Source organism: Flavobacterium glycogeni (assembly GCF_048286775.1).
GTDB lineage: Bacteria > Bacteroidota > Bacteroidia > Flavobacteriales > Flavobacteriaceae > Flavobacterium.
On record NZ_JBLVPV010000035.1, the window covers coordinates 1 to 22,041 of the forward strand.

At 35.2% G+C, this 22,041-nt stretch carries 20 protein-coding genes; 10 read left to right on the plus strand and 10 right to left on the minus strand.

Annotation, left to right across the window (positions count from 1 at the left end; translation table 11 throughout):
* Positions 1-334 precede the first annotated feature (334 nt).
* On the minus strand, positions 335-874 hold the full coding sequence (locus ACNQGX_RS17390; RefSeq protein ID WP_131915836.1) for a lipid-binding SYLF domain-containing protein: 540 nt from the start codon (positions 872-874) through the stop codon (positions 335-337).
* Between the two features lie 432 nt (positions 875-1,306).
* Positions 1,307-1,711, minus strand: coding sequence for a lipocalin family protein (locus ACNQGX_RS17395; RefSeq protein WP_417978398.1), 405 nt, complete (start codon positions 1,709-1,711; stop codon positions 1,307-1,309).
* A 270-nt stretch (positions 1,712-1,981) separates the two neighbouring features.
* On the opposite strand from ACNQGX_RS17395, the gene ACNQGX_RS17400 reads away from it, so the two are divergent.
* The 4 genes from ACNQGX_RS17400 to ACNQGX_RS17415 all read left to right on the plus strand — a co-directional run bounded on the left by ACNQGX_RS17400 (position 1,982) and on the right by ACNQGX_RS17415 (position 6,610).
* Positions 1,982-2,491 carry a GNAT family N-acetyltransferase gene (locus ACNQGX_RS17400; protein ID WP_417978400.1) on the plus strand — a complete coding sequence of 170 codons (510 nt, stop codon included), beginning with the start codon at positions 1,982-1,984 and terminating at the stop codon, positions 2,489-2,491.
* A gap of 352 nt (positions 2,492-2,843) precedes the next feature.
* Positions 2,844-3,347 (plus strand): SRPBCC family protein, encoded by a 504-nt coding sequence (locus ACNQGX_RS17405; protein WP_417978402.1) that lies wholly within the window; start codon positions 2,844-2,846, stop codon positions 3,345-3,347.
* Positions 3,348-3,758: 411 nt separating this feature from the next.
* The gene (locus ACNQGX_RS17410; protein ID WP_417978404.1) at positions 3,759-5,288 is read left to right on the plus strand and encodes a S10 family peptidase; all 1,530 of its coding nucleotides are present in this window, start codon (positions 3,759-3,761) and stop codon (positions 5,286-5,288) included.
* Positions 5,289-5,419: 131 nt separating this feature from the next.
* Positions 5,420-6,610, plus strand: coding sequence for a BaiN/RdsA family NAD(P)/FAD-dependent oxidoreductase (locus ACNQGX_RS17415; RefSeq protein WP_417978406.1), 1,191 nt, complete (start codon positions 5,420-5,422; stop codon positions 6,608-6,610).
* A 423-nt stretch (positions 6,611-7,033) separates the two neighbouring features.
* Here ACNQGX_RS17415 and ACNQGX_RS17420 read toward each other — a convergent pair whose 3' ends face one another.
* The 4 genes from ACNQGX_RS17420 to ACNQGX_RS17435 all read right to left on the minus strand — a co-directional run bounded on the left by ACNQGX_RS17420 (position 7,034) and on the right by ACNQGX_RS17435 (position 9,660).
* Entirely contained in the window at positions 7,034-7,417 is a 384-nt protein-coding gene (locus tag ACNQGX_RS17420; protein ID WP_417978409.1) for a DUF3037 domain-containing protein, read from the minus strand.
* Positions 7,395-8,189 (minus strand): HipA family kinase, encoded by a 795-nt coding sequence (locus ACNQGX_RS17425; protein WP_417978411.1) that lies wholly within the window; start codon positions 8,187-8,189, stop codon positions 7,395-7,397. The genes ACNQGX_RS17420 and ACNQGX_RS17425 overlap by 23 nt, the downstream gene beginning before the upstream one ends.
* A 96-nt stretch (positions 8,190-8,285) precedes the next feature.
* A complete protein-coding gene (locus ACNQGX_RS17430) occupies positions 8,286-8,687 on the minus strand; it encodes a hypothetical protein (RefSeq protein WP_417978413.1) in 402 nt (133 codons plus the stop codon).
* A 124-nt stretch (positions 8,688-8,811) separates the two neighbouring features.
* Positions 8,812-9,660: an NAD(P)H-hydrate dehydratase gene (locus tag ACNQGX_RS17435; RefSeq protein ID WP_417978415.1), complete on the minus strand. Its 849-nt coding sequence runs from the start codon at positions 9,658-9,660 to the stop codon at positions 8,812-8,814.
* Between the two features lie 362 nt (positions 9,661-10,022).
* Between ACNQGX_RS17435 and gcvT the strand changes: the two genes are divergently transcribed.
* From gcvT to ACNQGX_RS17450, 3 genes are all read left to right on the plus strand, one after another.
* Entirely contained in the window at positions 10,023-11,105 is a 1,083-nt protein-coding gene (gcvT, locus tag ACNQGX_RS17440; RefSeq protein WP_417978417.1) for a glycine cleavage system aminomethyltransferase GcvT, read from the plus strand.
* Between the two features lie 6 nt (positions 11,106-11,111).
* Positions 11,112-13,154: a S41 family peptidase gene (locus tag ACNQGX_RS17445; protein ID WP_417978420.1), complete on the plus strand. Its 2,043-nt coding sequence runs from the start codon at positions 11,112-11,114 to the stop codon at positions 13,152-13,154.
* A gap of 112 nt (positions 13,155-13,266) precedes the next feature.
* Complete coding sequence (locus ACNQGX_RS17450) at positions 13,267-13,980, plus strand: YebC/PmpR family DNA-binding transcriptional regulator (protein WP_131995270.1); 714 nt, start codon at positions 13,267-13,269, stop codon at positions 13,978-13,980.
* A gap of 188 nt (positions 13,981-14,168) precedes the next feature.
* On the opposite strand, the gene ACNQGX_RS17455 is transcribed toward ACNQGX_RS17450, so the two are convergent.
* Positions 14,169-15,209 (minus strand): cysteate synthase, encoded by a 1,041-nt coding sequence (locus ACNQGX_RS17455; RefSeq protein ID WP_417978422.1) that lies wholly within the window; start codon positions 15,207-15,209, stop codon positions 14,169-14,171.
* A gap of 71 nt (positions 15,210-15,280) precedes the next feature.
* On the minus strand, positions 15,281-17,416 hold the full coding sequence (locus tag ACNQGX_RS17460) for a S9 family peptidase (RefSeq protein WP_417978424.1): 2,136 nt from the start codon (positions 17,414-17,416) through the stop codon (positions 15,281-15,283).
* Between the two features lie 70 nt (positions 17,417-17,486).
* Between ACNQGX_RS17460 and ACNQGX_RS17465 the strand changes: the two genes are divergently transcribed.
* A complete protein-coding gene (locus tag ACNQGX_RS17465) occupies positions 17,487-17,807 on the plus strand; it encodes a YbaB/EbfC family nucleoid-associated protein (protein ID WP_417978426.1) in 321 nt (106 codons plus the stop codon).
* Between the two features lie 103 nt (positions 17,808-17,910).
* On the opposite strand, the gene ACNQGX_RS17470 is transcribed toward ACNQGX_RS17465, so the two are convergent.
* Complete coding sequence (locus tag ACNQGX_RS17470; RefSeq protein ID WP_417978428.1) at positions 17,911-18,933, minus strand: threonine aldolase family protein; 1,023 nt, start codon at positions 18,931-18,933, stop codon at positions 17,911-17,913.
* 190 nt (positions 18,934-19,123) lie between these two features.
* On the opposite strand from ACNQGX_RS17470, the gene prfB reads away from it, so the two are divergent.
* Positions 19,124-20,219, plus strand: a protein-coding gene (gene prfB / locus ACNQGX_RS17475) for a peptide chain release factor 2 (protein ID WP_417978431.1) whose coding sequence is annotated in 2 segments (ribosomal slippage) — positions 19,124-19,186 and positions 19,188-20,219 — 1,095 coding nt in all. Because the reading frame shifts where the segments join, the coding sequence is not laid out codon by codon here.
* Between the two features lie 94 nt (positions 20,220-20,313).
* Positions 20,314-21,012 (plus strand): energy transducer TonB, encoded by a 699-nt coding sequence (locus ACNQGX_RS17480; protein ID WP_417978432.1) that lies wholly within the window; start codon positions 20,314-20,316, stop codon positions 21,010-21,012.
* A 137-nt stretch (positions 21,013-21,149) separates the two neighbouring features.
* Here ACNQGX_RS17480 and bla read toward each other — a convergent pair whose 3' ends face one another.
* Entirely contained in the window at positions 21,150-22,037 is an 888-nt protein-coding gene (gene bla / locus ACNQGX_RS17485) for a class A beta-lactamase, subclass A2 (protein ID WP_417978434.1), read from the minus strand.
* Positions 22,038-22,041: the final 4 nt, after the last annotated feature.

The window sequence follows — 22,041 nt, forward strand, 5'->3', positions numbered from 1 at the left end:
AAAAAGGAGTTGAAATTTATTTGCAAAAACAAAAAGAACAACAAATTAAATTTCTTACAAAAAAAGCTATTGAATTAAACATGCAACTGGTTGAAATATAAAAACGTCAATGGTAGTAATTTTAAACAATAATGCGACAGCTTTAATGTTTAAAATTGTATCGAGAAGCCTTTATTATAAAAAGTTCTCGATACTTCGCAGCAATTTTCTATCGCAAATTGCTACTCTCCCGAAGCGTCGGGACGAACTGACGAAACCTTAACTTAATGGCATTGAAGACGAACGTCCCGCAGTTGAAAACCAGATTTCTTGGTTTTCACCAGTAAAAAGAGTGCTACAATTTATTAAATTTAAACTTCTGTCCGCCGATCGATGCCTCGTACATGAGTCCACCCTTCTGCATGGTGAACACCATCACGCCATCCGTATATTTTACATTTGCTGAGGCGCCTTCCGTTACGGCTACTGCGGAAGCTTGTGCGGAAAACTCGAATTTGCTCTCTTTAAACCGTTCCAATTCCTTTCTTGACTCAAAAAATATCACCTCCCGATATGCTTGTCCACCGGCTTGGAATCCTATGCTCACTTGCGTCAACTTTGCCATGCCTATCCTCTTGTTCTGTTCATAAACAACCCCGTTGCCGGCTGCTCCTCCAATTCCGATTCCTCCCTTTCCAACATTGGGAAAGATGACATAGCCAGACGCTTTTTCAAAAAGCGCTTTCATCAGCGGGTCACTTTTAATGAACTCCGCCTTTGCTGTTTTGCTGTCGGCAATAATTTTATTCTTTTTAGCGATGGATTGCCCGAATATAGGCGCTATGTTTAGTACACATGCCATCACTATTACCCAAATAATATTTAAATTTTTCATAACTATATATATTAAATTATTGTACGTTTTCTTTATTCAAAGGTAAAAAAAATTTTTTATTCAATAATCAAATATACTGATTATCAATGCACTATAAATTTATTTATCTATTAAAAGTATAATTATTTCACCAAAAGAAAGAAGCGATTTGTACCTTTTTTAATTTCCTATAGGTTAACAATCCTCGTTTCATAAATTGTGTCGGCGAGCCTAAAAATTTGTCGTAAAGACAAGCATCTTTGACTCAATTTGACAATCGTGATATTAAAACGTAAATTCCATAAAAGTCTCTTAACTTTTCATTCTCCGCATTTTATGCTTGTCGGTTGCAACGGGAGTTCAGTCCAAAAAAAAACGGAAACAACTCTTAAAAGTTATTTCCGTTTTTATGCGCAACCTTTAAAAATTTAGGCTTTTTGCGCTAAGAAAAAATTAGTTTCTAGTATACACTATAATGGCACCATTAGCATCTTTTACCTTTAATTCACTAAGCGTAAGATTAACAATGTCTTTAGTTGTAGTGACACCATCAATAACTGTTGTTAAATTATTATGGGACCTAGAATAAATTCCTGCATTAGTTTCCAACGCACATGCACTAACAGATGAATCATAATCTCCTTCTGTAGCCGTATTATCAAGTTTGAGCTCAAGATAATCTTTAGCGCAGCCACTTTCATTTTGTGGCGGATCAATCAAAATTTCTTGTCCTGAGACAGTAGAACCTACTTTGGTAATATTCCATTTTCCGGCTAGAGGAGCTAGAGTTTCCCCTTCATTGTCATCACTACAAGAGGTTGCAAATAATCCGATGCTTAAAACTAAGACGAGTAACATACTTCGCTTTTTCATTGTGCTATCTTTAAATTGTTAGACACAAAATTAGGAGTAATACTTTGGAGAGTTGTTGCATAATTCTTGATTTTACTTACATAATTACTGTTATTTTTGGGATTGAATCTTTGTATCCACGAGATATTGAGACGTTCAACCCAATCGCTCGGATATCAATAATTTCTCTCGGTTCGATAGTTCCGGAAATGCAATTGTATTATCCTTTTTTCTACCTTTGAAAAACACAAATACAAAAACACAAGATTATTACGCATGATTACAAAAGCAACACTAGAGAACATTTCACAATTAAATACATTAATCAATTCAGCGTATCGAGGCGAATCCTCTAAAAAAGGGTGGACTACTGAAGCCAACCTTTTAGAAGGACTCAGAACTACTGAACAAGAACTGACAGAAACGATTCAAGACCCAAAAAATACCATTCTGAAATTTACGGAGAACAATGAGATCATAGGTTGTGTATTGTTGATTGAAAAAGAGCAGCAATTGTATTTAGGAATGCTGACGGTTTCGCCGGAGCTGCAAAATAGTGGCGTTGGAAAAAAATTATTGCAACAGGCTGAAATTCATGCTTCGGCATTGGGATTACCAAAAATTGTAATGACTGTAATATCTGTTCGGGAAGAATTAATTTCATGGTACAAGCGCAACGGTTATGTTGACACTGGAGCAAGAGAACCATTTCCGGTAAGCGGTGTTCATATTGCAATTGCGGAACAGCCTTTGGAATTTATTGTTTTAGAAAAAAGGATTGGATAGTCTTTATAAATTGATTTTTAATGAATTAGATGTTCATTTGAGTAAAATAAATTAACTTTAATAGTTCATTTTTCATTCCTACAGAAAAGGAATGACAACCGCTTCAATCAATTAAACCAAGTAGTAATGGCTATATACTAAAATAAACTGCATTTAAATTTTAACCATATAAGAAATATAAGGATCTGTAAGTTATTGCTTTTTACAACCTACTTAAATGGTCTTATATTTCTTATATGGTAAACCTTTACACAAAGATGGTATTTTAATTATTTGTTTGAAAAGGAATATAAGTTAAAATGCTGTGCTTTATAGAACTAAGCCGTAGTAATCAATCTTAAATCAAAATAAAATGGCAACTACTCCCAAAACACTTGTTGTAAAAGATTTAAAAGAAAAATCAATTCTTGTATCCAGAACATTTAGTGCCCCGCTTGAAAAAGTTTGGCGTGCGTATACTGAAAGTGAATTATTGGAACAATGGTGGGCACCAAAACCTTGGAAAGCCGAAACCAAAACGATGAACTTTTCTGTTGGCGGTTATTGGTTGTACGCTATGGTGGGACCTGAAAATGAAAAACATTGGGGACGTATGGACTATACAGCCATAACACCACATTTAAGCTTTGAAATCAAAGATAGTTTTTGTGATGAAGAGGGAACTGTAAACGCTTCCTTGCCGGTTTCTACAGGAACTATTGCTTTTGCAAAAACAGAATCGGGTACTTTGGTTGAATTCAAGATGTTTTATACAAGTGAAAAAGAGATTGAAACTATGATTGAAATGGGCTTTGAGCAAGGCATTACCGCTTGTCTCGAGCAATTGGAAACGTTATTTCAAGAAAATAAAATCTAGCAATTATCAAGATACTTTTTCATAAATTAAAATTATTTGAATAGACTTTATCCCTTTAGCATGAGCACTCCGGTAAAATAATTTCTATTAGTCGCTCTCGTTATTGAGATTCCTCCTTCGTCGGAATGACAAATAAACTCGAGAAGCTCGCGTAAGGGATTGCGGCGGCATCCTTTATTTTTTTTCCTTTAAAAAAAATAAAGATACAGCCAAAAGCCCGACCCCAAAGCTGCAGATACAAGAATGGAAAAGGGAATTTTCTGCTTTGGGGTTACGCCCAAATAGGGTTTCATGGTTTGAAAATTACTATTCTGCTTTCCGCTTTTGTCACTCTATTAAAAAACAATATATTAGTGCTGTCAAAATTGTATCAGAAAAACAGTATTGAAATAGCTCAAAACCAATCTCTTTATGAAAAAAACAGTACTATCCTTGCTCTTAGTTGGATTTTTTACGGCTTTGCATGCCCAACCACCAAAAACACCGGCAACACCTGTCGCTCCAAAAGAAGAAAATTCAGCTGCAAATCTTACTTTCAACCCGGATTCGCAAGTGGTAACGGAACATACTACGACTATCAAAGGTCAAAAAGTGCCCTATAAAGCTACAACTGGGACGATGCCGGTTTGGGACGAAGACGGAAAAGCAATTGCCGGTTTATTTTACACGTATTACGAACGCTCCGATGTAAAAGATCGTGCCGCCCGCCCTTTGGTTATTTCCTTTAATGGTGGTCCAGGTTCGGCTTCAGTTTGGATGCAGATTGCGTATACCGGTCCAAGTTTAATCAATATTGATGATGAAGGCTATCCGTTACAGCCTTATGGAATCAAGGAAAATCCGTATTCGATTTTGGATGTTGCCGATATTGTTTTTGTAAATCCGGTCAATACCGCGTATTCAAGAGCTACGAGCAAAGAAATACCAACCACTAAATTCTTTGGCGTAAATGCCGACATTAAATACCTCGCCGATTGGATTAATGGGTTTGTATCCCGAACCAATCGTTGGGCTTCGCCAAAATATCTTATTGGTGAAAGTTATGGTACCACACGCGTTTCCGGACTTGCTCTCGAGTTGCAAAACAGCGAATGGATGTATCTGAACGGCGTTATTTTGGTATCGCCAACTGAATTGGGAATCACTCGCGGAATCGCTTCTGAAGCCGCACTCAAACTGCCTTATTTTGCCGCTACGGCTTGGTATCACAAAATGCTGCCTTCTGATTTACAGAACAAAGATTTAACAGCCATGTTACCGGAAGTGGAAGACTTTACGATAAATGAACTGCTACCCGCATTAAGCAAAGGAGGCGCATTAGACGAGCAAAAAAGAAAAGAAATGGCCACTAAAATAGCACGCTATTCCGGACTTTCGGAAAAAGTGGTTTTGCAAAATAATTTAGATGTTCCCTATGATTATTTCTGGAAAGAATTGTTGCGCGATCAAGGGTTTACCGTAGGAAGATTAGATTCCCGCTATAAAGGAATTGACCGCAAAGCGGCTGGTGACGGACCTGATTTTAATGCGGAACTTACTTCTTGGCTCCACTCCTTTACTCCTGCCATCAATATGTACTTGCGCAACAATCTCAATTATAAAACGGACTTTAAATACAATATGTTTGGCTCCGTGAGACCTTGGGATGATTCAAACGATAAAACCGGAGAAAACCTGCGTCAAGCCATGGCGCAAAATCCGTATTTGCATGTAATGGTTCAGTCCGGATATTATGACGGCGCCTGCGATTATTTCAACTCGAAATACAACATGTGGCAAATGGACCCAAGCGGAAGACTAAAAGACAGAATGTCCTGGAAAGGCTATAGAAGCGGGCACATGATGTACCTAAGAAAAGTAGATTTAGAATCCGCTAACGAGGATATCAGACAATTTATAAAACAATCCTTGCCTAAAGCCGGAGAATCGGCAAAATATTAGGTTCGGTAGTACTTTTATAAAAAAGGCTGTTCAAAATGATTTTGAACAGCCTTTTTTGCTTTACAAATACAATAACTAATATAAAAATCCATATCAGCGTTAATGGGTAAAACAAACCGTATTTTTACAGCGTGAAGAAATCAGTTTCAATTATTGGAGGAGGACCCGCAGCACTTATACTCGCTGCATTACTCGATTGTCAGAAATTCAAGGTTACCATCTACGAAAAAAACAAAACACTGGGAAGAAAATTTCTGGTGGCCGGAAAAGGGGGATTTAACCTCACCCATTCGGAACCCATTGCTGAACTCATAGCACGCTATACACCACCCCATTTTCTGGAAAAAGCACTCCTTGATTTTGACAATGACGATTTTCGGAATTGGATTGATACCATCGGTATTCCAACCTATATTGGCAGTAGCAAACGCGTGTATCCTGAAAATGGCATTAAACCCATAACAGTACTCAACGCAATCCTGGACGTTTTGACTAAACAAGGTGTCGATATTCAATACCAACGCACCTGGACGGGTTGGACAAGCAACGATGCTATCGTTTTCAATGCTGATACAGCAATACAATCTGACTATACTATTTTTGCCCTCGGCGGCGGGAGCTGGAAGGTCACCGGTTCTGATGGTACGTGGCTTGATTTATTCGAAAAGCAAGATATTGCTATTGTTCCTTTTCAATCATCAAATTGTGCGTATCAAGTAAACTGGCCGGAAGATTTCATCACGGAACATGAAGGCAGTCCGCTTAAAAACATTGCTATTAGCTGTTTGAATAAAAGGCAAAAAGGCGAAGCGGTTATCACACGTTTTGGTTTAGAAGGAAATGCCATTTATGCTCTTAGTCCACAAATTCGGAAGGAACTTGAAAGCCAACCAAAGGCGACTGTATTTCTGGATATGAAACCAACATTGCGTTATGATGATTTGCTTCAAAAGATTAAAAAATCAACTTTTAAAAAGACTAGCGAAACATTACAAAAAGAAGTTAAATTAAGCCCAGCGCAGATTGGGCTTTTGAAAAAATACCTTTCGAAAGAAACCTACCTGAATCCGGAATTATTGGCACAAAATATTAAAAAATTGAGCTTAGAAATCACCGGCTCTGCCCTATTGAACGATGCGATATCCACAACTGGCGGTATTCAACTGAATGCTGTGGATGAAAATTTTCAATTTAAAAATAAAAAACATCACTATTGCATTGGCGAAATGCTGGACTGGGACGCGCCCACTGGCGGCTATCTTCTTCAGGCTTGCTTTAGTATGGGCATGCATCTTGCGCGTCACCTGAACAGCGTTCCTTAATTTTTATAGATTATAGTGTTGACTGCAAAAAAGTATTTTATTTGCGTGAAATGACTTCACAATAGTTTTTCCTTTTCATTTATTTACAATATGACTGTCTGCTAAACTTACCTAGATTATTTTTTACTATCATCTACAATGAGATTAAGAGATTTAAGAGTCAATGCTGTCAAAAAAGTCTAAAAAAATCACTGAATATCGTGAATACCTCTTGATATCTTTATTTTTTTGCTAAAAAAAGCTAAACCTCATTGTTAAAATAGAACAAAGCCAGCATCTCTTAACCTCTAAACCTCACTGTTTAAAAATCATACTGTTTTCTTTGTTAAATTCAATATTTACAAGGGTTTACAAAGTATTTTTCTGAGTTTTTAATTAAGAGATTGAACTATTTTTTTGGTATTAGTAACGGACAGTCATAATTTACAATACCATTTCTTCAAACAAGCGTTGCGTTGTTTGCTCCAAATCATCGCACAAGCCCGGATGTGGTCTTGAGGTTTGAATAGCGGAACTGCGAAGTGCTGTCAACCAACGGAAACGCGATGGAATATCAAATTGTCCTATTGGTCCACCTGATTTTTCGCCATGCGCCACTTTCTCAAATGCCTGTACGTTTAAATGCAATTGTTCCAAATCTAAATCGGCAGAAAATAGTTGCAGTTTGGCTTCGTTCATTGAGCAGAGCACTTTTATAAATTTCGCTTTTTTACAAAAGAGAATAATACCCACATTGAGGAATTCTTCGCGTTCTACCCTTGGCACAACGCGGATTACGGCATACTCATATAAGTGCTTCTCTTGCATTTTGTGCTTCGTTTATAAAAATTTCGGAATGGTTCAAACGTATGGATAAAAACTGGAAATAGACTTCCCGAATGGCTTCCGGAGTTTCATCGGTATCTTCCCAATTTAGCCATACTTCTGGAATAAGATCCACGATATTCTGTAATATCTCTTTCGTCAATATTTTTTTGAATAGTACATCTGTTTCCGGTAACAAGGAAGCCTGAGGCAACAATACATGGGCTTTTATCAGTGCAAAAGGACTTTGTGCGTGCTTTTCCCAATTGGTCCACGAATGATGAAAATAAAGACTGGCACCATGATCGATCAGCCATAATTCTTTATGCCAAATCAACATATTAGTGTTTCTAAACGTTCTGTCCACGTTTGTAATAAAAGCATCCAGCCAAACAATTTGAGAAGCTAGTTTTGGGTCTACCAAAGTGACAACAGGATCAAAATTTATGGCTCCAGATAAATAATGCAATGCCAAATTGAGTCCCTGACTGCCTTGAAGCAAGTCCTGAATTTCTTCATCGCCTTCTGAACGTCCAAAAGCTTCGTCGAGATTTGCGAAAACGAGTTCCGGCATTTTTAGATTTAAAACACGGGCAATTTCACCGCCTATTAATTCGGCTATTAAGGCTTTTACGCCGTGTCCGGCACCTTTGAATTTCAATACATATTTAAAATCATCATCGGCTTCAGCGAGTGCAGGCAAAGAACCGCCTTCCCGCAACGGAGTGATGTATCGCGTAACATTTACGGTTCTAAGATGGGGTGTTTTTTCCATAATCGAATTGGATAAAGCAATTTTGCTTGGATACAAACTTACAAATAAGTAAGTTTGATTTTGTATTAGTAATTACTAAAACGGGAAATTATATTATTACTTACTGGTGTAAGTTTCACCATAAACTTCTTTTACAGAAATTAACTCTTTGCAATAATAAATTTTGTTCCCTCTAGTTTCAATGTTCATTTTTAGGGCTACTTTTTTATTATTTAAAATCAAATCATTTGAATTATAATTCTTTAATTTTTTAAAATCATTCTCTTTTAAATAAACTTTTCTGATTGAGTCTTTTATTTTGAGCCTAATCCAAGGTGACTTTATTACATTGTACTTTTTTAAAGCATCGAAATAATTTAAAACAGATACATCATTTACACTAGGATTTTTAATTTGACGCATACTATCAAGTTCTTTTTCAAACTTATCAATGCTCTTCTGATCTAAGCCATAATAATTAGAAATATCAACCGATTTAAAAGCTAAATCTCCCTCCATGATTTTGTTTTTTGGAGAACAAGAAATAAGAATAAAAACGAAGAACAGTAATTTAATTTTTTTCATATTGCATGAGTATTTTCTAATCATTGAATTCTTAAAAGTAGTTATTTTAGAGAATATCTCAACTTTCTAAACTCAAAAAGGCTTTTCCAATATTCGCAATAACATCTGAAGCGATAAAGGATTGATAACCGGTTTCAGGCAACGCAATATCAGCCGTTAATCCGTGGAGGTAAACCCCTAAAATTGCGGCACTAATGGGTTCATAGGATTGCGCTAGTAAACTGGCAATCATTCCCGTCAAAACATCGCCACTTCCTGCGGTTGCGAGAGCCGCATTTCCCGTAGTGTTTTCATAGACAGTTTCTCCATCTATAATTCGGGTTGGTGCACCTTTCATTACGATTATAACTTGATATTGTTTTGAAAAAGAGATTGCCATACTCATTTTTTCTTCTTCGGAATCCCATTTCCCGATCAATCGTTCCAGTTCTTTGGGATGAGGCGTTAAGATAGTTTTGGGCGGTACTAAAGAGAGCCATTTTTTGTTTTGGGATAAAATATTCAACGCATCGGCATCGATTACTAAAGGCGTTTTATTTGTTTTTAAAAACTGATGCAATGCATTTTGGGTTTCAACTGCCTGACCTAAACCGGGACCAATTCCGATGGCTTTCGGTGTAAAATCGAAAGTAATATTAGAGATTAATTTTTCCTGATTGTCTGTGAGAACCATGACTTCGGGAATGGCGGTTTGCAGAATATCGTAACCACATTTGGGAATGAAAACGGTGACTAATCCGCAACCGGTTTTTAAACACGCTTTGGCAGACAAACTCACTGCTCCAATTTTCCCATAACTTCCGCCAATGATTAAAGCGTGTCCCTGAATTCCTTTGTGGGTATGTTCATTTGGTTTTTTATAGCGTTTCAGGATTTCTTTTTGGTAGATGTAAATGGGATTCGTCATGGAAATTTGTTTATTTAAAATTACGGATTTAATATCAAACAAATTCGTTAATTGTACCAAAAATCCCTAGCCCTGATTACTTCACTAAACTTTTATTTTTATAGGAGTTCAGTGAACTTCGTTTGCAGCGGCATCCTTTATTTAAAGCTTCCAGCCTTTTGAAGGCTGGAAGCTTTAAATAAAGATAGAGCGAATAGCAGGTCCCGATAGCTATCGGGATAGCTCCTAAAAATAATTGTTATAAATCCTACAGTACGAGATTGAACGAAAACGTTTGAAAGTTTAAACTTTGCTTTGCTCGGACTTTGTCACCCGAAATAAAATCAATAAATTAGCGACTTCAAATTTTATATAAAAACACAATGAAAAATACTGCGCTTACGCACATACACGAGAGTTTGGGAGCAAAAATGCTTCCGTTTGCCGGATACAATATGCCAATTTTATATGAAGGAGTGAATGCGGAACATGAAACGGTGCGCAATGCCGTGGGTGTTTTTGACGTTTCTCACATGGGTGAATTCTTGCTTACGGGTCCAAATGCATTGGCTTTGATTCAAAAAATGACTTCGAATGATGCTTCGACTTTGACCATCGGAAGAGCGCAATATTCTTGTTTACCGAACAATGACGGTGGAATTGTAGACGATTTGATTGTTTATAAAATGAAAGACGAGCAGTATTTATTAGTAGTAAATGCTTCGAATATTGACAAGGATTGGGATTGGATTTCGGCTCATAATGATTTGGGTGTGGATATGAAAAACCTTTCGGATGATTATTCATTATTGGCGATTCAAGGGCCAAAAGCGGTTGAAGCGATGCAATCCTTGACATCAAAAGACTTATCTGCGATTCCGTATTACCATTTTGAAGTTGGTGATTTTGCCGGTATCGAAAACGTAATTATTTCGGCTACAGGATATACTGGTTCCGGAGGTTTTGAAATTTATTGTAAAAATTCAGAAGTAGAACAAATTTGGACTAAAGTTTTTGAAGCAGGTGCGGCTTTTGGTATCAAGCCAATTGGACTTGCGGCTCGTGATACGTTGCGATTAGAAATGGGTTTTTGTTTATACGGAAATGACATCAACGACACGACTTCTCCATTAGAAGCTGGTTTGGGATGGATTACAAAATTTACTAAAGAATTCACCAATTCTGAAAATCTGAAAAAACAAAAAGAAGCAGGAGTTACTAAAAAATTAGTCGCTTTTGAAATGCTGGAACGTGCGGTGCCAAGACATGATTATGAAATTGTGAATGCTTCAGGAAATGTAATCGGAATTGTAACTTCGGGAACAATGTCTCCATCCATGAATAAAGGAATTGGTATGGGTTACGTAACAACGGAACACAGTGCTTTGGACAGCGAAATTTTTATCAGAATCCGTAAAAATGATGTTCCTGCGAAAGTGGTTAAACCACCTTTTTACAAGAAATAAAAATAAATGAAGAAACTTTCACTTGTATTGTTGCTGACAACATTTTCACTTTTTGGTCAAAATGAAGCAAAAACTTGTGAAACACTTTCTAAAATAAATGCGTTAATACAACGTGAACATTATCATCCAAAACCGGTAGACGACAGTTTATCGGTTTTTGTTTTTGATAGCTTTGTGGATGCTTTAGATTCTAACCGAAACTTATTCACCATGATTGAATATCAAAAACTATGTGAACATAGACTCCAACTGGACAATTATATTTTACAGAACAATTGTTCCTTTATGAATGATTTTGTTGCTGTTTATAAATTGGCTTTGACCCGAAAGAAGAAAGTTTTAGAAAAAATACAAAAGGAGACTTTTGATTATACGACGAATGACTCCGTTAAATTCTCGAAGAAAAACTTCCCTTTTGATTTGGTTTTAACTGATATCGAAAGAGTCTGGAAAAAGAGAATTCGGTATGATATTCTGGAAGACATTTCGAAGTTAAGTTCCAATTTAGATTCATTGGTCTTGAACTTTTCTAAACTCGAAAAAACTGCCAAAGCAAAAATATTTGATACCAATTTATGCAAAGTAAATAGTATTCTTGAAGGTAAAAACAGATTAGAAAATGACCTTCAAAATAATTTCTTGAATATTTTTTGTACCTATTTTGACCCCCATTCTAATTACTTTTCAATGGATGCCAAATCCAGTTTTATGTCGGGTTTATCAACGAACAATCTTTCATTAGGATTGAATGTTGGATTTAATGAAAAAGAGGAAATTATTATACAAGAAATTGTCCCGGGTGGTCCAGCGGCCAAAACGGATAAGTTTGAAAAAGACGATGTAATTCTAAAAGTATCCAATACTAAAGGAGATGAATATTCTGTTTCCTGTGCCTCAATAGAAAAAATTGGGGAATTGATTTTTTCCGATTCGAATATAGAAATTGAGTTGACCATTCAGAAAAAAAATGGAACGATACAATCCATACTCCTCAGAAAGCAAGTAATGAAAGCCACTGAAAATGCTGTTTTCAGTTATATTGCCGAAGCGGAAACAAAAATTGGTTACATTAATATTCCTAGTTTTTATTCTAATTTTGACGGATACTCCTTTCAAGGCTGTGCCGATGATGTTGCCAAAGAAATCGTGAAACTTCAAAAAGACAATGTTGAAGGTTTAGTGATTGATCTTCAAAACAATGGTGGCGGATCGATGGAAGAAGCCATTAAATTAGCCGGAATGTTTTTGGATATTGGTCCTGTATCTGTTTTGGTTAATAATAAAAACAAGCAAACCATTTTGAAAGACAGCAATCGTGGCAGTGCTTATAATGGCCCAATCGTACTTTTAATCAACGGAAATTCAGCATCGGCAAGTGAATTTTTTGCAGCTTCAATGCAGGATTATAACAGGGCGATCATTATTGGCAGTAAATCATTGGGAAAAGCTTCTATGCAGACCATTTTACCATTGGACGAAAATAATCAACAAGATTTTGTAAAACTAACCATTGAAAAATTCTACCGAATTACCGGTGACAGCCATCAAATAAAAGGAATTATTCCAGATATTGCGCTTCCGGTTTTATTTGACAGTATAATCCAACGGGAGATCAGTTTTAAAACAGCTTTGAAATATGATGTGATAGCTACAAAAGCCAGATTTAATCCGTTTTCAAAAAACTATTTCCCCAAAATAGTCGAATTAAGTTATTCAAGAGTGAAAACTGCCTCTCGTTTTAATGAAATTAGTTTGGCTAACGAGCAGATAAATGCACTTTACAACAATCCAAAAAAACCAACACGCTTGACTTTTAAAGATGTATTCAACGATACTCATGAAATTGATTCGCTTTGGAAAAAAGTCAAAAAGATTGTAGACAGCGAAAGTAACAGTACGATTTCGAATAATTCCTATGATTTGGAAAAATTAAAATTTGATGTTTTTCAACAGGAAATTAATCGCTATAAAATCAAAGAGGTGAAAAACAATCCCTATTTAGAAGAAGCAATTGCTATAATAAACGATTATAAGAATCTGAATAAATAATGATTCTATCAAAAATTAAGAAGAACAAAAACAATGTACCAATTGATTGATAAAAATTTTTGAAAAAATAACTAATAGCTGTATTTTTGCAGTTCAAAATAATAAATTAGAAATGGGAAGAGCGTTTGAGTTTAGAAAAGGAAGAAAAATGAAACGTTGGTCGGCAATGGCCAAAGCATTTACCCGAATTGGGAAAGATATTGTAATGGCTGTAAAAGAAGGCGGTCCTAATCCTGATGCCAACTCCAGATTAAGAGCCGTTATCCAGAACTCTAAGGCAGTGAACATGCCAAAAGAAAATGTAGAGCGCGCCATTAAAAAAGCTACCGATAAAGACACAGCCAACTATAAAGAAGTTTTATTTGAAGGATATGCGCCTCATGGGATTGCAATTCTAGTTGAAACGGCTACTGACAACAACAATAGAACTGTTGCCAATGTTAGAAGTTATTTTAACAAATGCAATGGAACTATGGGAACACAAGGTTCGGTTGAATTTATGTTTGATCATACGTGTAATTTTAGAATTCCGGCAAACGGAATCGATCCTGAAGAATTAGAATTAGAATTAATCGATTTTGGTGCTGAAGAGGTTTTTGAAGACGAAGACGGTATTTTAATATATGCTCCTTTTGGAAGTTTTGGAACTATTCAAAAAGAATTAGAAAACAGAGGTCTTGAAATTCTTTCTTCCGGATTTGAAAGAATTCCTCAAATCACTAAGAAACTTACAGAAGCTCAGGTAGCGGATGTAGAGAAATTAATTGAAAAAATAGAGGAAGATGATGACGTGATGAACGTATATCATACTATGGAAGAAGAATAGACTTCTTAGATTGTTAGACTTTCTTAGAAAAGAATACAGACCAAAATAATATAATAAAGACTTCAAGGCGCTGCTTTGGAGTCTTTTTTTTGTAGACGTATTATTAAAACAAAAAAACTCCAGAGTTTTCTGGAGTTTTGGTGATTTTTATAGTCTAAAAATCTAAAATATCTAACAATCTAAAAAATCTATTTTATAAATTCAATTTTTTGAGCTTCTTCTTCGTTGATACTGTCAAAGAAACCTTGTTCGTTCATCCAGTCATCACTAAATACCTTACTCATATAACGAGAACCGTGGTCTGGAAAAATAGCAATAACATTACTGTTTTCATCAAATTCTCCCTCTTCGGCGTATTGTTTTATGGCTTGCATTACCGCTCCGGATGTATATCCTACAAATAAACCCTCTTTTCTGGTGATTTCTCTGGCAACATGCGCGCTTTCTTCATCGGTAACTTTCATGAACTTATCAATAAGATCAAAATCAGTTGCTGATGGAATTAAGTTTTTACCTAAACCTTCAATTCTGTAAGGATAAATTTCATCGTTATCGAATTCTCTGGTCTCATGGTATTTTTTTAGTACTGAACCAAAAGCATCTACTCCAAGAACTCTAATATTAGGATTTTGTTCTTTCAAGAATTTTGCAGTTCCGGAAATCGTTCCTCCAGTTCCACTACAAGCGACAAGGTGCGTTATTTTACCGTTAGTTTGTTTCCAAATTTCCGGTCCTGTAGATTTATAATGTGCATCAATATTCAATTGGTTAAAATATTGATTGATATAAACAGAACCTTTTGTTTCTTCGTGCAAACGCTTGGCAACATTATAATACGAACGTTCATCATCAGCGGATACATGTGCAGGACAAACATAAACTTTTGCTCCCAAACTACGTAACATGTCAATTTTATCTTTAGAAGACTTAGAACTAACCGCCAGAATACAATTATATCCTTTTATGATACTTACCATCGCCAAACTAAAACCAGTATTACCAGATGTCGTCTCAATTATGGTATCACCTGGAGATAAAATCCCTCTCTTCTCGGCTTCTTCTATAATATATAATGCTATTCTGTCTTTTGAGGAATGCCCCGGATTAAAAGCTTCTACTTTTGCGTAGAAATTACCTTCTAACTCTTCGGTGACTTTATTTAGCTTAATAAGTGGAGTATTACCTATTAATTCTAAGACATTATTGTAAGCGTTTATTTCTTTTTTCATAAAAAAATAGTTAGTCGTGGTCAACTTTTAATTTAGCCACGAACGTTGCAAATTTAACAAAAAAATTCTAATTACTTTTTAATTTCTTCTAAATCTAATAAAAAACTGAATTCCTTTGCTAATTCCTTAATGGCTTCAAACCTTCCAGAAGCTCCACCGTGACCTGCGTCCATATTTGTATCTAGATATAAAACCGTATCATTTGTTTTCAAAGTTCTTAATTTTGCGACCCACTTCGCTGGTTCCCAATATTGTACCTGAGAATCATGAAGACCGGTAGAAACATACATGTTAGGATAGTTTTGCTTTTTTACGTTATCGTAAGGGGAATAAGACAGCATGTAATCGTAATATTTCTTTTTGTTTGGATTTCCCCATTCATCATATTCACCTGTAGTAAGTGGGATACTATCATCAAGCATGGTGGTCATTACATCCACAAAAGGAACTTGCGCTATAATTCCATGATATAATTCAGGCGCCATATTCACGACAACTCCCATCAATAATCCTCCGGCTGAACCACCTTCGGCATATAAATGTTCGGGCGAAGTGTATTTTTGATCTATTAAAAATTTTGAACAATCAACAAAATCAGTAAACGTATTTTTCTTTTTTAATAATTTCCCATCGTCATACCATTGTCTTCCTAAATCTTCGCCACCGCGAATGTGTGCTATGGCATATATAAACCCTCTGTCTAATAACGTCAGTCTCGTAGAAGAAAAAGTAGCGTCCATGGAGTGTCCATAAGACCCATAAGCATATTGAAGCAATGGATTTTTTCCGTCTTTTTTTAACTCTTTTCGGTAAATCATAGAAATTGGCACTTTGGTCCCATCTCCTGCTGTAGCCCAAACGCGTTCTTCTGTATAATTATTTTTATCGAATTTGCCTCCAAGAACCTGTTGCTCTTTTTTAATTTCCTTCTCTTTGGTCCTCATATTGAAATCAATAATAGACGATGGTGTTGCCAAAGATTGGTATCCGTAACGCAAGATTTCTGTTTCAAAATCTACATTGGTTGTCGTATATGCGGTATAGGTTTCACTTTCAAAAGGCAAATAATATCCCCCTTCTCCACTCCAAGGCATAATCCTGATTTTATTCAATCCATTAGAACGTTCTTCGACTACTAAATAGTTGGCGAAAATTTCAATATCTTCCAGCAGTACCTCTTTTCTATGCCCAATGACTTCTGTCCAATTCTCTTTTGACGTAGCCGTTTCAAGGGTTTTCATCAATTTGAAATTTTCAGCCTTGTCCGCATTGGTCATTATATAAAAACTATCCTTGTAATGATTAATGCTATATTCTACACCTCGAATTCGTTTTTGAAAAATTTCAAATTCTCCATCAGGATTGTCTGCATTTAGAATTCTATATTCTGTTGTCAGTGTACTTCCAGATTCAATTGCCAAATATTTTCTAGACTTAGATTTAGCAATTTCAACATTATAGGTGTCGTCTTTTTCGAAATAAACTAAAACATCTTCTGTAGATTTTGTCCCTAATTTATGTTTGAAAATCTTATCCGATCGTAAAGTAACTTCGTCCTGACTGGAATAAAAAATGGTTTTATTATCATTTGCCCAAACCACAGATCCAGTAACTTTTTCTATTTTATCCTCTAAAACTTCATTTGTTTCTAAACTTTTTACCTGAATGGTGTAAATTCGTCGCCCAACGATATCAAAGCTATAAACAGCCAATTTGTTATCCGGACTCACACTCAAACCTCCTAATTGAAAGTACGAATGCCCTTTGGCCATTTCATTACAATCAAACATAATCTCTTCTTTTGCCGAAAGGCTTTCCTTCTTTCGAGAATAAATAGGATAATCTTTCCCCTTTTCAAAACGAGTGATATAGTAATAGCCATTGTATAAATAAGGAACGGATTGATCATCTTCCTTAATTCTTCCTTTCATTTCCTCAAACAATTCTTTTTGAAAATCTTTGGTGTGATCCGTCATTTTATGATAATACTCATTCTCTTTATTCAGGTAATCAATAACTTCAGGATTTTCTCTGTCATTTAACCAGAAGTAATTATCAATTCTTGTCTCATTATGTTTTTCTAATGCTTTAGGAATTATTTTAGCTACTGGAATTGGACTATTTTTTAACATTTGTTGTGCTTTTGTATTAGTAAATGAAGTTGCAAAAATAACACAAAGAGAAGTTAGGATAAGTCTATTTTTCATGAATATTTTGTTGAATATAACTATGCAATATACTAATTTTGTAATTCAATTAATTTAAAAAAATTAAAACATGGATTTAATGGGAATGATGGGCAAACTTAAAGAAACCCAACAAAAGATAGAAGACACCAAAAAACGTTTAGACACCGTTCTTGTAGAGGAACAAAGTACCGATGGTTTATTGAAAGTGACACTGACTGCCAATAGATCTATTAAATCAATTACTATTGACGACTCCTTGCTGGAAGACAAAGAGCAATTAGAAGATTATATGATTTTGGTATTAAATAAAGCTATCGAAAAAGCTACTAAAGTAAATGAAGCTGAACTTGATGCTGTTGCAAAAATGGATATGCCAATGATTCCAGGAATGGATAATTTGTTTAAGTAGAAAGGTTATGAGTTATGGGTTGTGAGTTAAGGGTTAAAGGTTTGAAGCATTGATTTTCGACACTTAACCCTTAACCCATAACTTTTTTTAACCCTTAACTTTTTTAAACCAATTTTTGCAGTGTTTCTAGAACATACGTATGCATTACTTCACGATAATCAAGATGCGTTACTATTCTCAATTTTCCATGCCCCATAGAACTGATTGAAATATTTTTTTGTTTTAATAATTCAATTAAATTCTTTTCAATGCAATTTGGAACTAATGAAAAAATCAAAATATTAGTCTCAACCGGTTCAACTGATGCTACCCAACTTACCTTTTTTAATACTTCGGCAATTTCTTTAGCTCTTCGATGATCTTCGGCAAGGCGTTCTATGTTGTTATCCAATGCGTAAATTCCGGCTGCTGCCAAATATCCTACTTGACGCATTCCACCACCTAATATTTTTCGGATTCGCAGCGCTCTGTGAATAGTAGCTTTATCAGCCAATAAAACCGAACCAATTGGTGCTCCCAAACCTTTAGACAAACAAACAGAAATAGTATCGAATAATTTCCCAAATGCTTTTGGATCTTGGTTTTTGGCTACCAACGCATTCCAGATTCGGGCGCCATCCATGTGAAATTTCAAATTATTGGCATCGCAAACCTGCTTTATTTTTTGTAAATCTTCCAACTCATAACAAGCACCACCACCTTTATTGGTTGTGTTTTCTACACAAACTAAACTCGTCAAAGGGCTGTGATAAAACTCAGGATCATTAATCGCTCCCGCCACTTGTTCGGCAGTTATCATTCCGCGGTTTCCGTCTAATAAACAGCAAGAAACCCCGCTGTTAAAAGAAACACCTCCGCCTTCGTAATGATAAATGTGTGCATATTTGTCTGCTATTAATTGTTCGCCTGGTTGTGTATGTAATTTTATTGCCGTTTGGTTTGCCATGGTTCCTGATGGAAAAAAAAGTCCTGCTTCCATCCCGAACATTTCGGCAACTTTAGCTTCCAATTCAATAACAGTCGGGTCTTGTTTGTAAACGTCATCTCCTACTTTGGCATTCAACATATGCACTAACATTTCGCGAGAAGGTTTGGTTATCGTATCGCTAACTAAATTTATTTCCATATTTTTTTTTATTTTCAGTACGGACAATTTGCGAATTGTCCCTTCGTAAAATTTTTCTATTTTTGTGCCACAAATTTACATAATACCGTTTGTTAATTCAAACTAGTTCAGTTAAAACTAAACTAATTGTATTACATAACGGCATTTTTTATAAATATTTGAAAATAGACTTATTTAATTACTATAATTTATGACAACTACCGAACAAATTAAAGGTATTGTAGAGCGCCTTGGTGCGTTGAGGAGGTATCTTTGACGTTGATGCCAAACTAATTGAGATTTCAAATGAAGAAGAGAAGACTTTTGCACCCGACTTTTGGAACAATGCAAAAGATGCTGAGATCATTGTAAAAAATCTTAGAAACAAGAAAAAATGGATTGAAGATTACAATAAAGCTGTCGAAATGACGGACGAATTGCAACTCGCCTATGATTTTTACAAAGAAGGAGAACTTACTGTAGAAGAATTAGACGAACAATACAACGGAACTCAAGCGCATATTGAAGCAATAGAATTCAAAAACATGCTTTCGGACGAAGGCGATACTTTGAGCGCTGTTGTACAAATAACCGCTGGAGCAGGTGGAACCGAAAGTTGCGATTGGGCCGAAATGCTCATGCGCATGTACATGATGTGGGGCGAAAAATACGGCTATAAAATCAAAGAACTGAATTTCCAGAAAGGAGAAGCTGCGGGTATAAAAACCGTAACACTCGAGTTTGAAGGCGATTATTCTTTTGGCTATTTAAAAGGCGAAAACGGCGTACATCGATTGGTCCGAATATCCCCTTTTGACAGTAATGCCAAGCGTCATACTTCGTTTGCATCCGTTTATGTGTATCCGCTTGTAGATGATAGTATCGAAATTGATATTAATCCTGCCGATATCGAAATTACAACTTCGCGATCCAGTGGTGCGGGAGGACAAAATGTAAATAAAGTAGAAACCAAAGTGCAATTGTTTCATAAACCAACCGGAATTCAAATACAATGTTCTGAAACACGTTCGCAACAAGATAACAGACAACGTGCCATGCAAATGTTACGATCTCAATTATACGAAATTGAGTTAAAAAAGAAACAGGCACAACGCGCTGATATTGAAGCCGGAAAAATGAAAATAGAATGGGGATCACAAATCAGAAATTATGTGATGCAACCCTATAAATTAGTCAAAGACGTTCGAACCGGTCATGAAACCAGTAATGTTGATGGCGTTATGAATGGCGAAATTGACGAATTTCTGAAAGCCTATCTGATGATGATGGGACAAAAAGAAGAGTAAAAATATTCTAATATTAAATATAATCCTACTGTAAGCAAACTGCTGTATTGTAGGATTTTTTTGTTACTTTTGTTTTATAAATTATAAATTATCAATGAAAAATTTACTTGTCGTATTCGTTTTATTATCCTCCATAACTTTTTATGCACAGAAAAAAGTATATTTTACAGAAGATTTCAAAGAATTACCATCTGCAGATAATGCGATTTATTATACTATTTATGAAGAGAGTCCAGAAGGAACATTACGAACAACTTACTACCTCGATAATTCTCTTTTTACCAAAGATCATTTTTCGAATTACAAAAGACGAATTTTAAACGGAACATCTGAAAAGTGGTATAAAAATGGTGCAAAAGAAATGCTGGCAATTTATATTAAAGGCAAACAAGAAGGTATTCAAACTCGATATTTTGAAAATGGCCAAGTAAAACGCACTGAAAATTTTAAAAATGGAAAATTTGTTAACGGGAAATGTTTTGATGAAAATGGAACTGAAATAGAATTTTTTCCTTACTATGTAAAACCTGAATTTCCCGGAGGAATGAAAGCTTTTTATGATTACGTAGCAAAAAATTTTAAATCTCCAAATAGTGGTAGAGGTGAAATAAGAATTGGGTTTTATGTTGAATTAGATGGAAGTTTAAACCACTTCGAAGTCGTAAAAAGTATCAATAAAGAGATGGATTTGTCAGCCATAAGAATATTAGTCAACAGTCCTAGATGGACTCCAGGTAAAATAGATGGCAAAGAAGCACGTGTGAAATTTGGCATACCAATTAATGTACTATAAATTTGTTAAGCATCTTTAAGAATTGTCCATTTAAAATTTAAAGCCATTCTATCAAAGAAACCCCTACTCCAAAACTCGTTTATCGAAATGTTTGAGGGGATTTTTTCACCTAATTTACTAGATATTGATAGCAGTTTTTATTTCTTCGAGTAATAGTCCCACGTTGCTTTTGCTATGTCTTTAATTATTTTTTCAGTTTCTTCTTTTTCTTCTGTTATATTTTTTAAATATATAGAAAGTATTACATGTTTTCCATTTGGAAGTTTCACAATACCAACATTGTTCATTGCAACCCTTAAATTATTTTCATTTGTTCCTGAAATTCCTGTTCTGTGTGCCAATTCAGTATTTTCAGGAAATCCCGCTTTCATCCAAGTAATTCCTCTTGAAGTTTCAACCATTATTTGGTATAAATATTTGGTTGTTCTCTTTTTAAGAATTTTCCCTTTATAAAACTTCTCCAGTAATTGGGTTGTCGCTAATGGTGTTGTTGAGTTTTTATATAAATTATCCCAAACTAACATTTGTTTTTCATTGACCTTAATAGTAAAGTCTTTGATGCCTTGTTGGTTAATAAATTTCTGCACAGTTTCAGTGCCACCAATTAAATCAATAAGAATATCGCAGCCATTGTTATCGCTGTGCGAAACGGTATATCGTAATAATTGGTCTAAAGTTAAATACATATTTCCATTAGGATAGTCGTCTCTCATTGGGCTCCAAGTGTCGGGAAGTAAATCTTCCTTTTTGATAAAAACTTTCTGATCTAATGAGAGCTTCCCATTATCAACTTGATTTAAAACAGTCAATGCTATATGAAACTTAAATACACTCATCATTGGAACTTCTAAATTTCCATTAATATTTAAAGTGTCTTTGTCTTCTATTCCTTTTATTGAAATTCCAACAGTTGCATTTTTTGTTGCAATAATTTGATTTAGCCTTTGTCGAAGTTCATTTGTTGTCTGAGCAAATCCTTGAAATGAAATAAAAGTTAAAATAAACAGATAAAATAGTTTTTTCATAATT

Excerpts from the sequence above, each read along its gene's own strand:
- ACNQGX_RS17390 (WP_131915836.1), bottom strand. The coding sequence starts at position 874 with ATGAAAAATTTAAATATTATTTGGGTAATAGTGATGGCATGTGTACTA.
- ACNQGX_RS17395 (WP_417978398.1), bottom strand. The coding sequence starts at position 1,711 with ATGTTACTCGTCTTAGTTTTAAGCATCGGATTATTTGCAACCTCTTGT.
- ACNQGX_RS17400 (WP_417978400.1), top strand. The coding sequence starts at position 1,982 with ATGATTACAAAAGCAACACTAGAGAACATTTCACAATTAAATACATTA.
- ACNQGX_RS17405 (WP_417978402.1), top strand. The coding sequence starts at position 2,844 with ATGGCAACTACTCCCAAAACACTTGTTGTAAAAGATTTAAAAGAAAAA.
- ACNQGX_RS17410 (WP_417978404.1), top strand. The coding sequence starts at position 3,759 with ATGAAAAAAACAGTACTATCCTTGCTCTTAGTTGGATTTTTTACGGCT.
- ACNQGX_RS17420 (WP_417978409.1), bottom strand. The coding sequence starts at position 7,417 with ATGCAAGAGAAGCACTTATATGAGTATGCCGTAATCCGCGTTGTGCCA.
- ACNQGX_RS17425 (WP_417978411.1), bottom strand. The coding sequence starts at position 8,189 with ATGGAAAAAACACCCCATCTTAGAACCGTAAATGTTACGCGATACATC.
- ACNQGX_RS17430 (WP_417978413.1), bottom strand. The coding sequence starts at position 8,687 with ATGGAGGGAGATTTAGCTTTTAAATCGGTTGATATTTCTAATTATTAT.
- ACNQGX_RS17435 (WP_417978415.1), bottom strand. The coding sequence starts at position 9,660 with ATGACGAATCCCATTTACATCTACCAAAAAGAAATCCTGAAACGCTAT.
- gcvT (WP_417978417.1), top strand. The coding sequence starts at position 10,023 with ATGAAAAATACTGCGCTTACGCACATACACGAGAGTTTGGGAGCAAAA.
- ACNQGX_RS17445 (WP_417978420.1), top strand. The coding sequence starts at position 11,112 with ATGAAGAAACTTTCACTTGTATTGTTGCTGACAACATTTTCACTTTTT.
- ACNQGX_RS17450 (WP_131995270.1), top strand. The coding sequence starts at position 13,267 with ATGGGAAGAGCGTTTGAGTTTAGAAAAGGAAGAAAAATGAAACGTTGG.
- ACNQGX_RS17455 (WP_417978422.1), bottom strand. The coding sequence starts at position 15,209 with ATGAAAAAAGAAATAAACGCTTACAATAATGTCTTAGAATTAATAGGT.
- ACNQGX_RS17460 (WP_417978424.1), bottom strand. The coding sequence starts at position 17,416 with ATGAAAAATAGACTTATCCTAACTTCTCTTTGTGTTATTTTTGCAACT.
- ACNQGX_RS17465 (WP_417978426.1), top strand. The coding sequence starts at position 17,487 with ATGGATTTAATGGGAATGATGGGCAAACTTAAAGAAACCCAACAAAAG.
- ACNQGX_RS17470 (WP_417978428.1), bottom strand. The coding sequence starts at position 18,933 with ATGGAAATAAATTTAGTTAGCGATACGATAACCAAACCTTCTCGCGAA.
- ACNQGX_RS17480 (WP_417978432.1), top strand. The coding sequence starts at position 20,314 with ATGAAAAATTTACTTGTCGTATTCGTTTTATTATCCTCCATAACTTTT.
- bla (WP_417978434.1), bottom strand. The coding sequence starts at position 22,037 with ATGAAAAAACTATTTTATCTGTTTATTTTAACTTTTATTTCATTTCAA.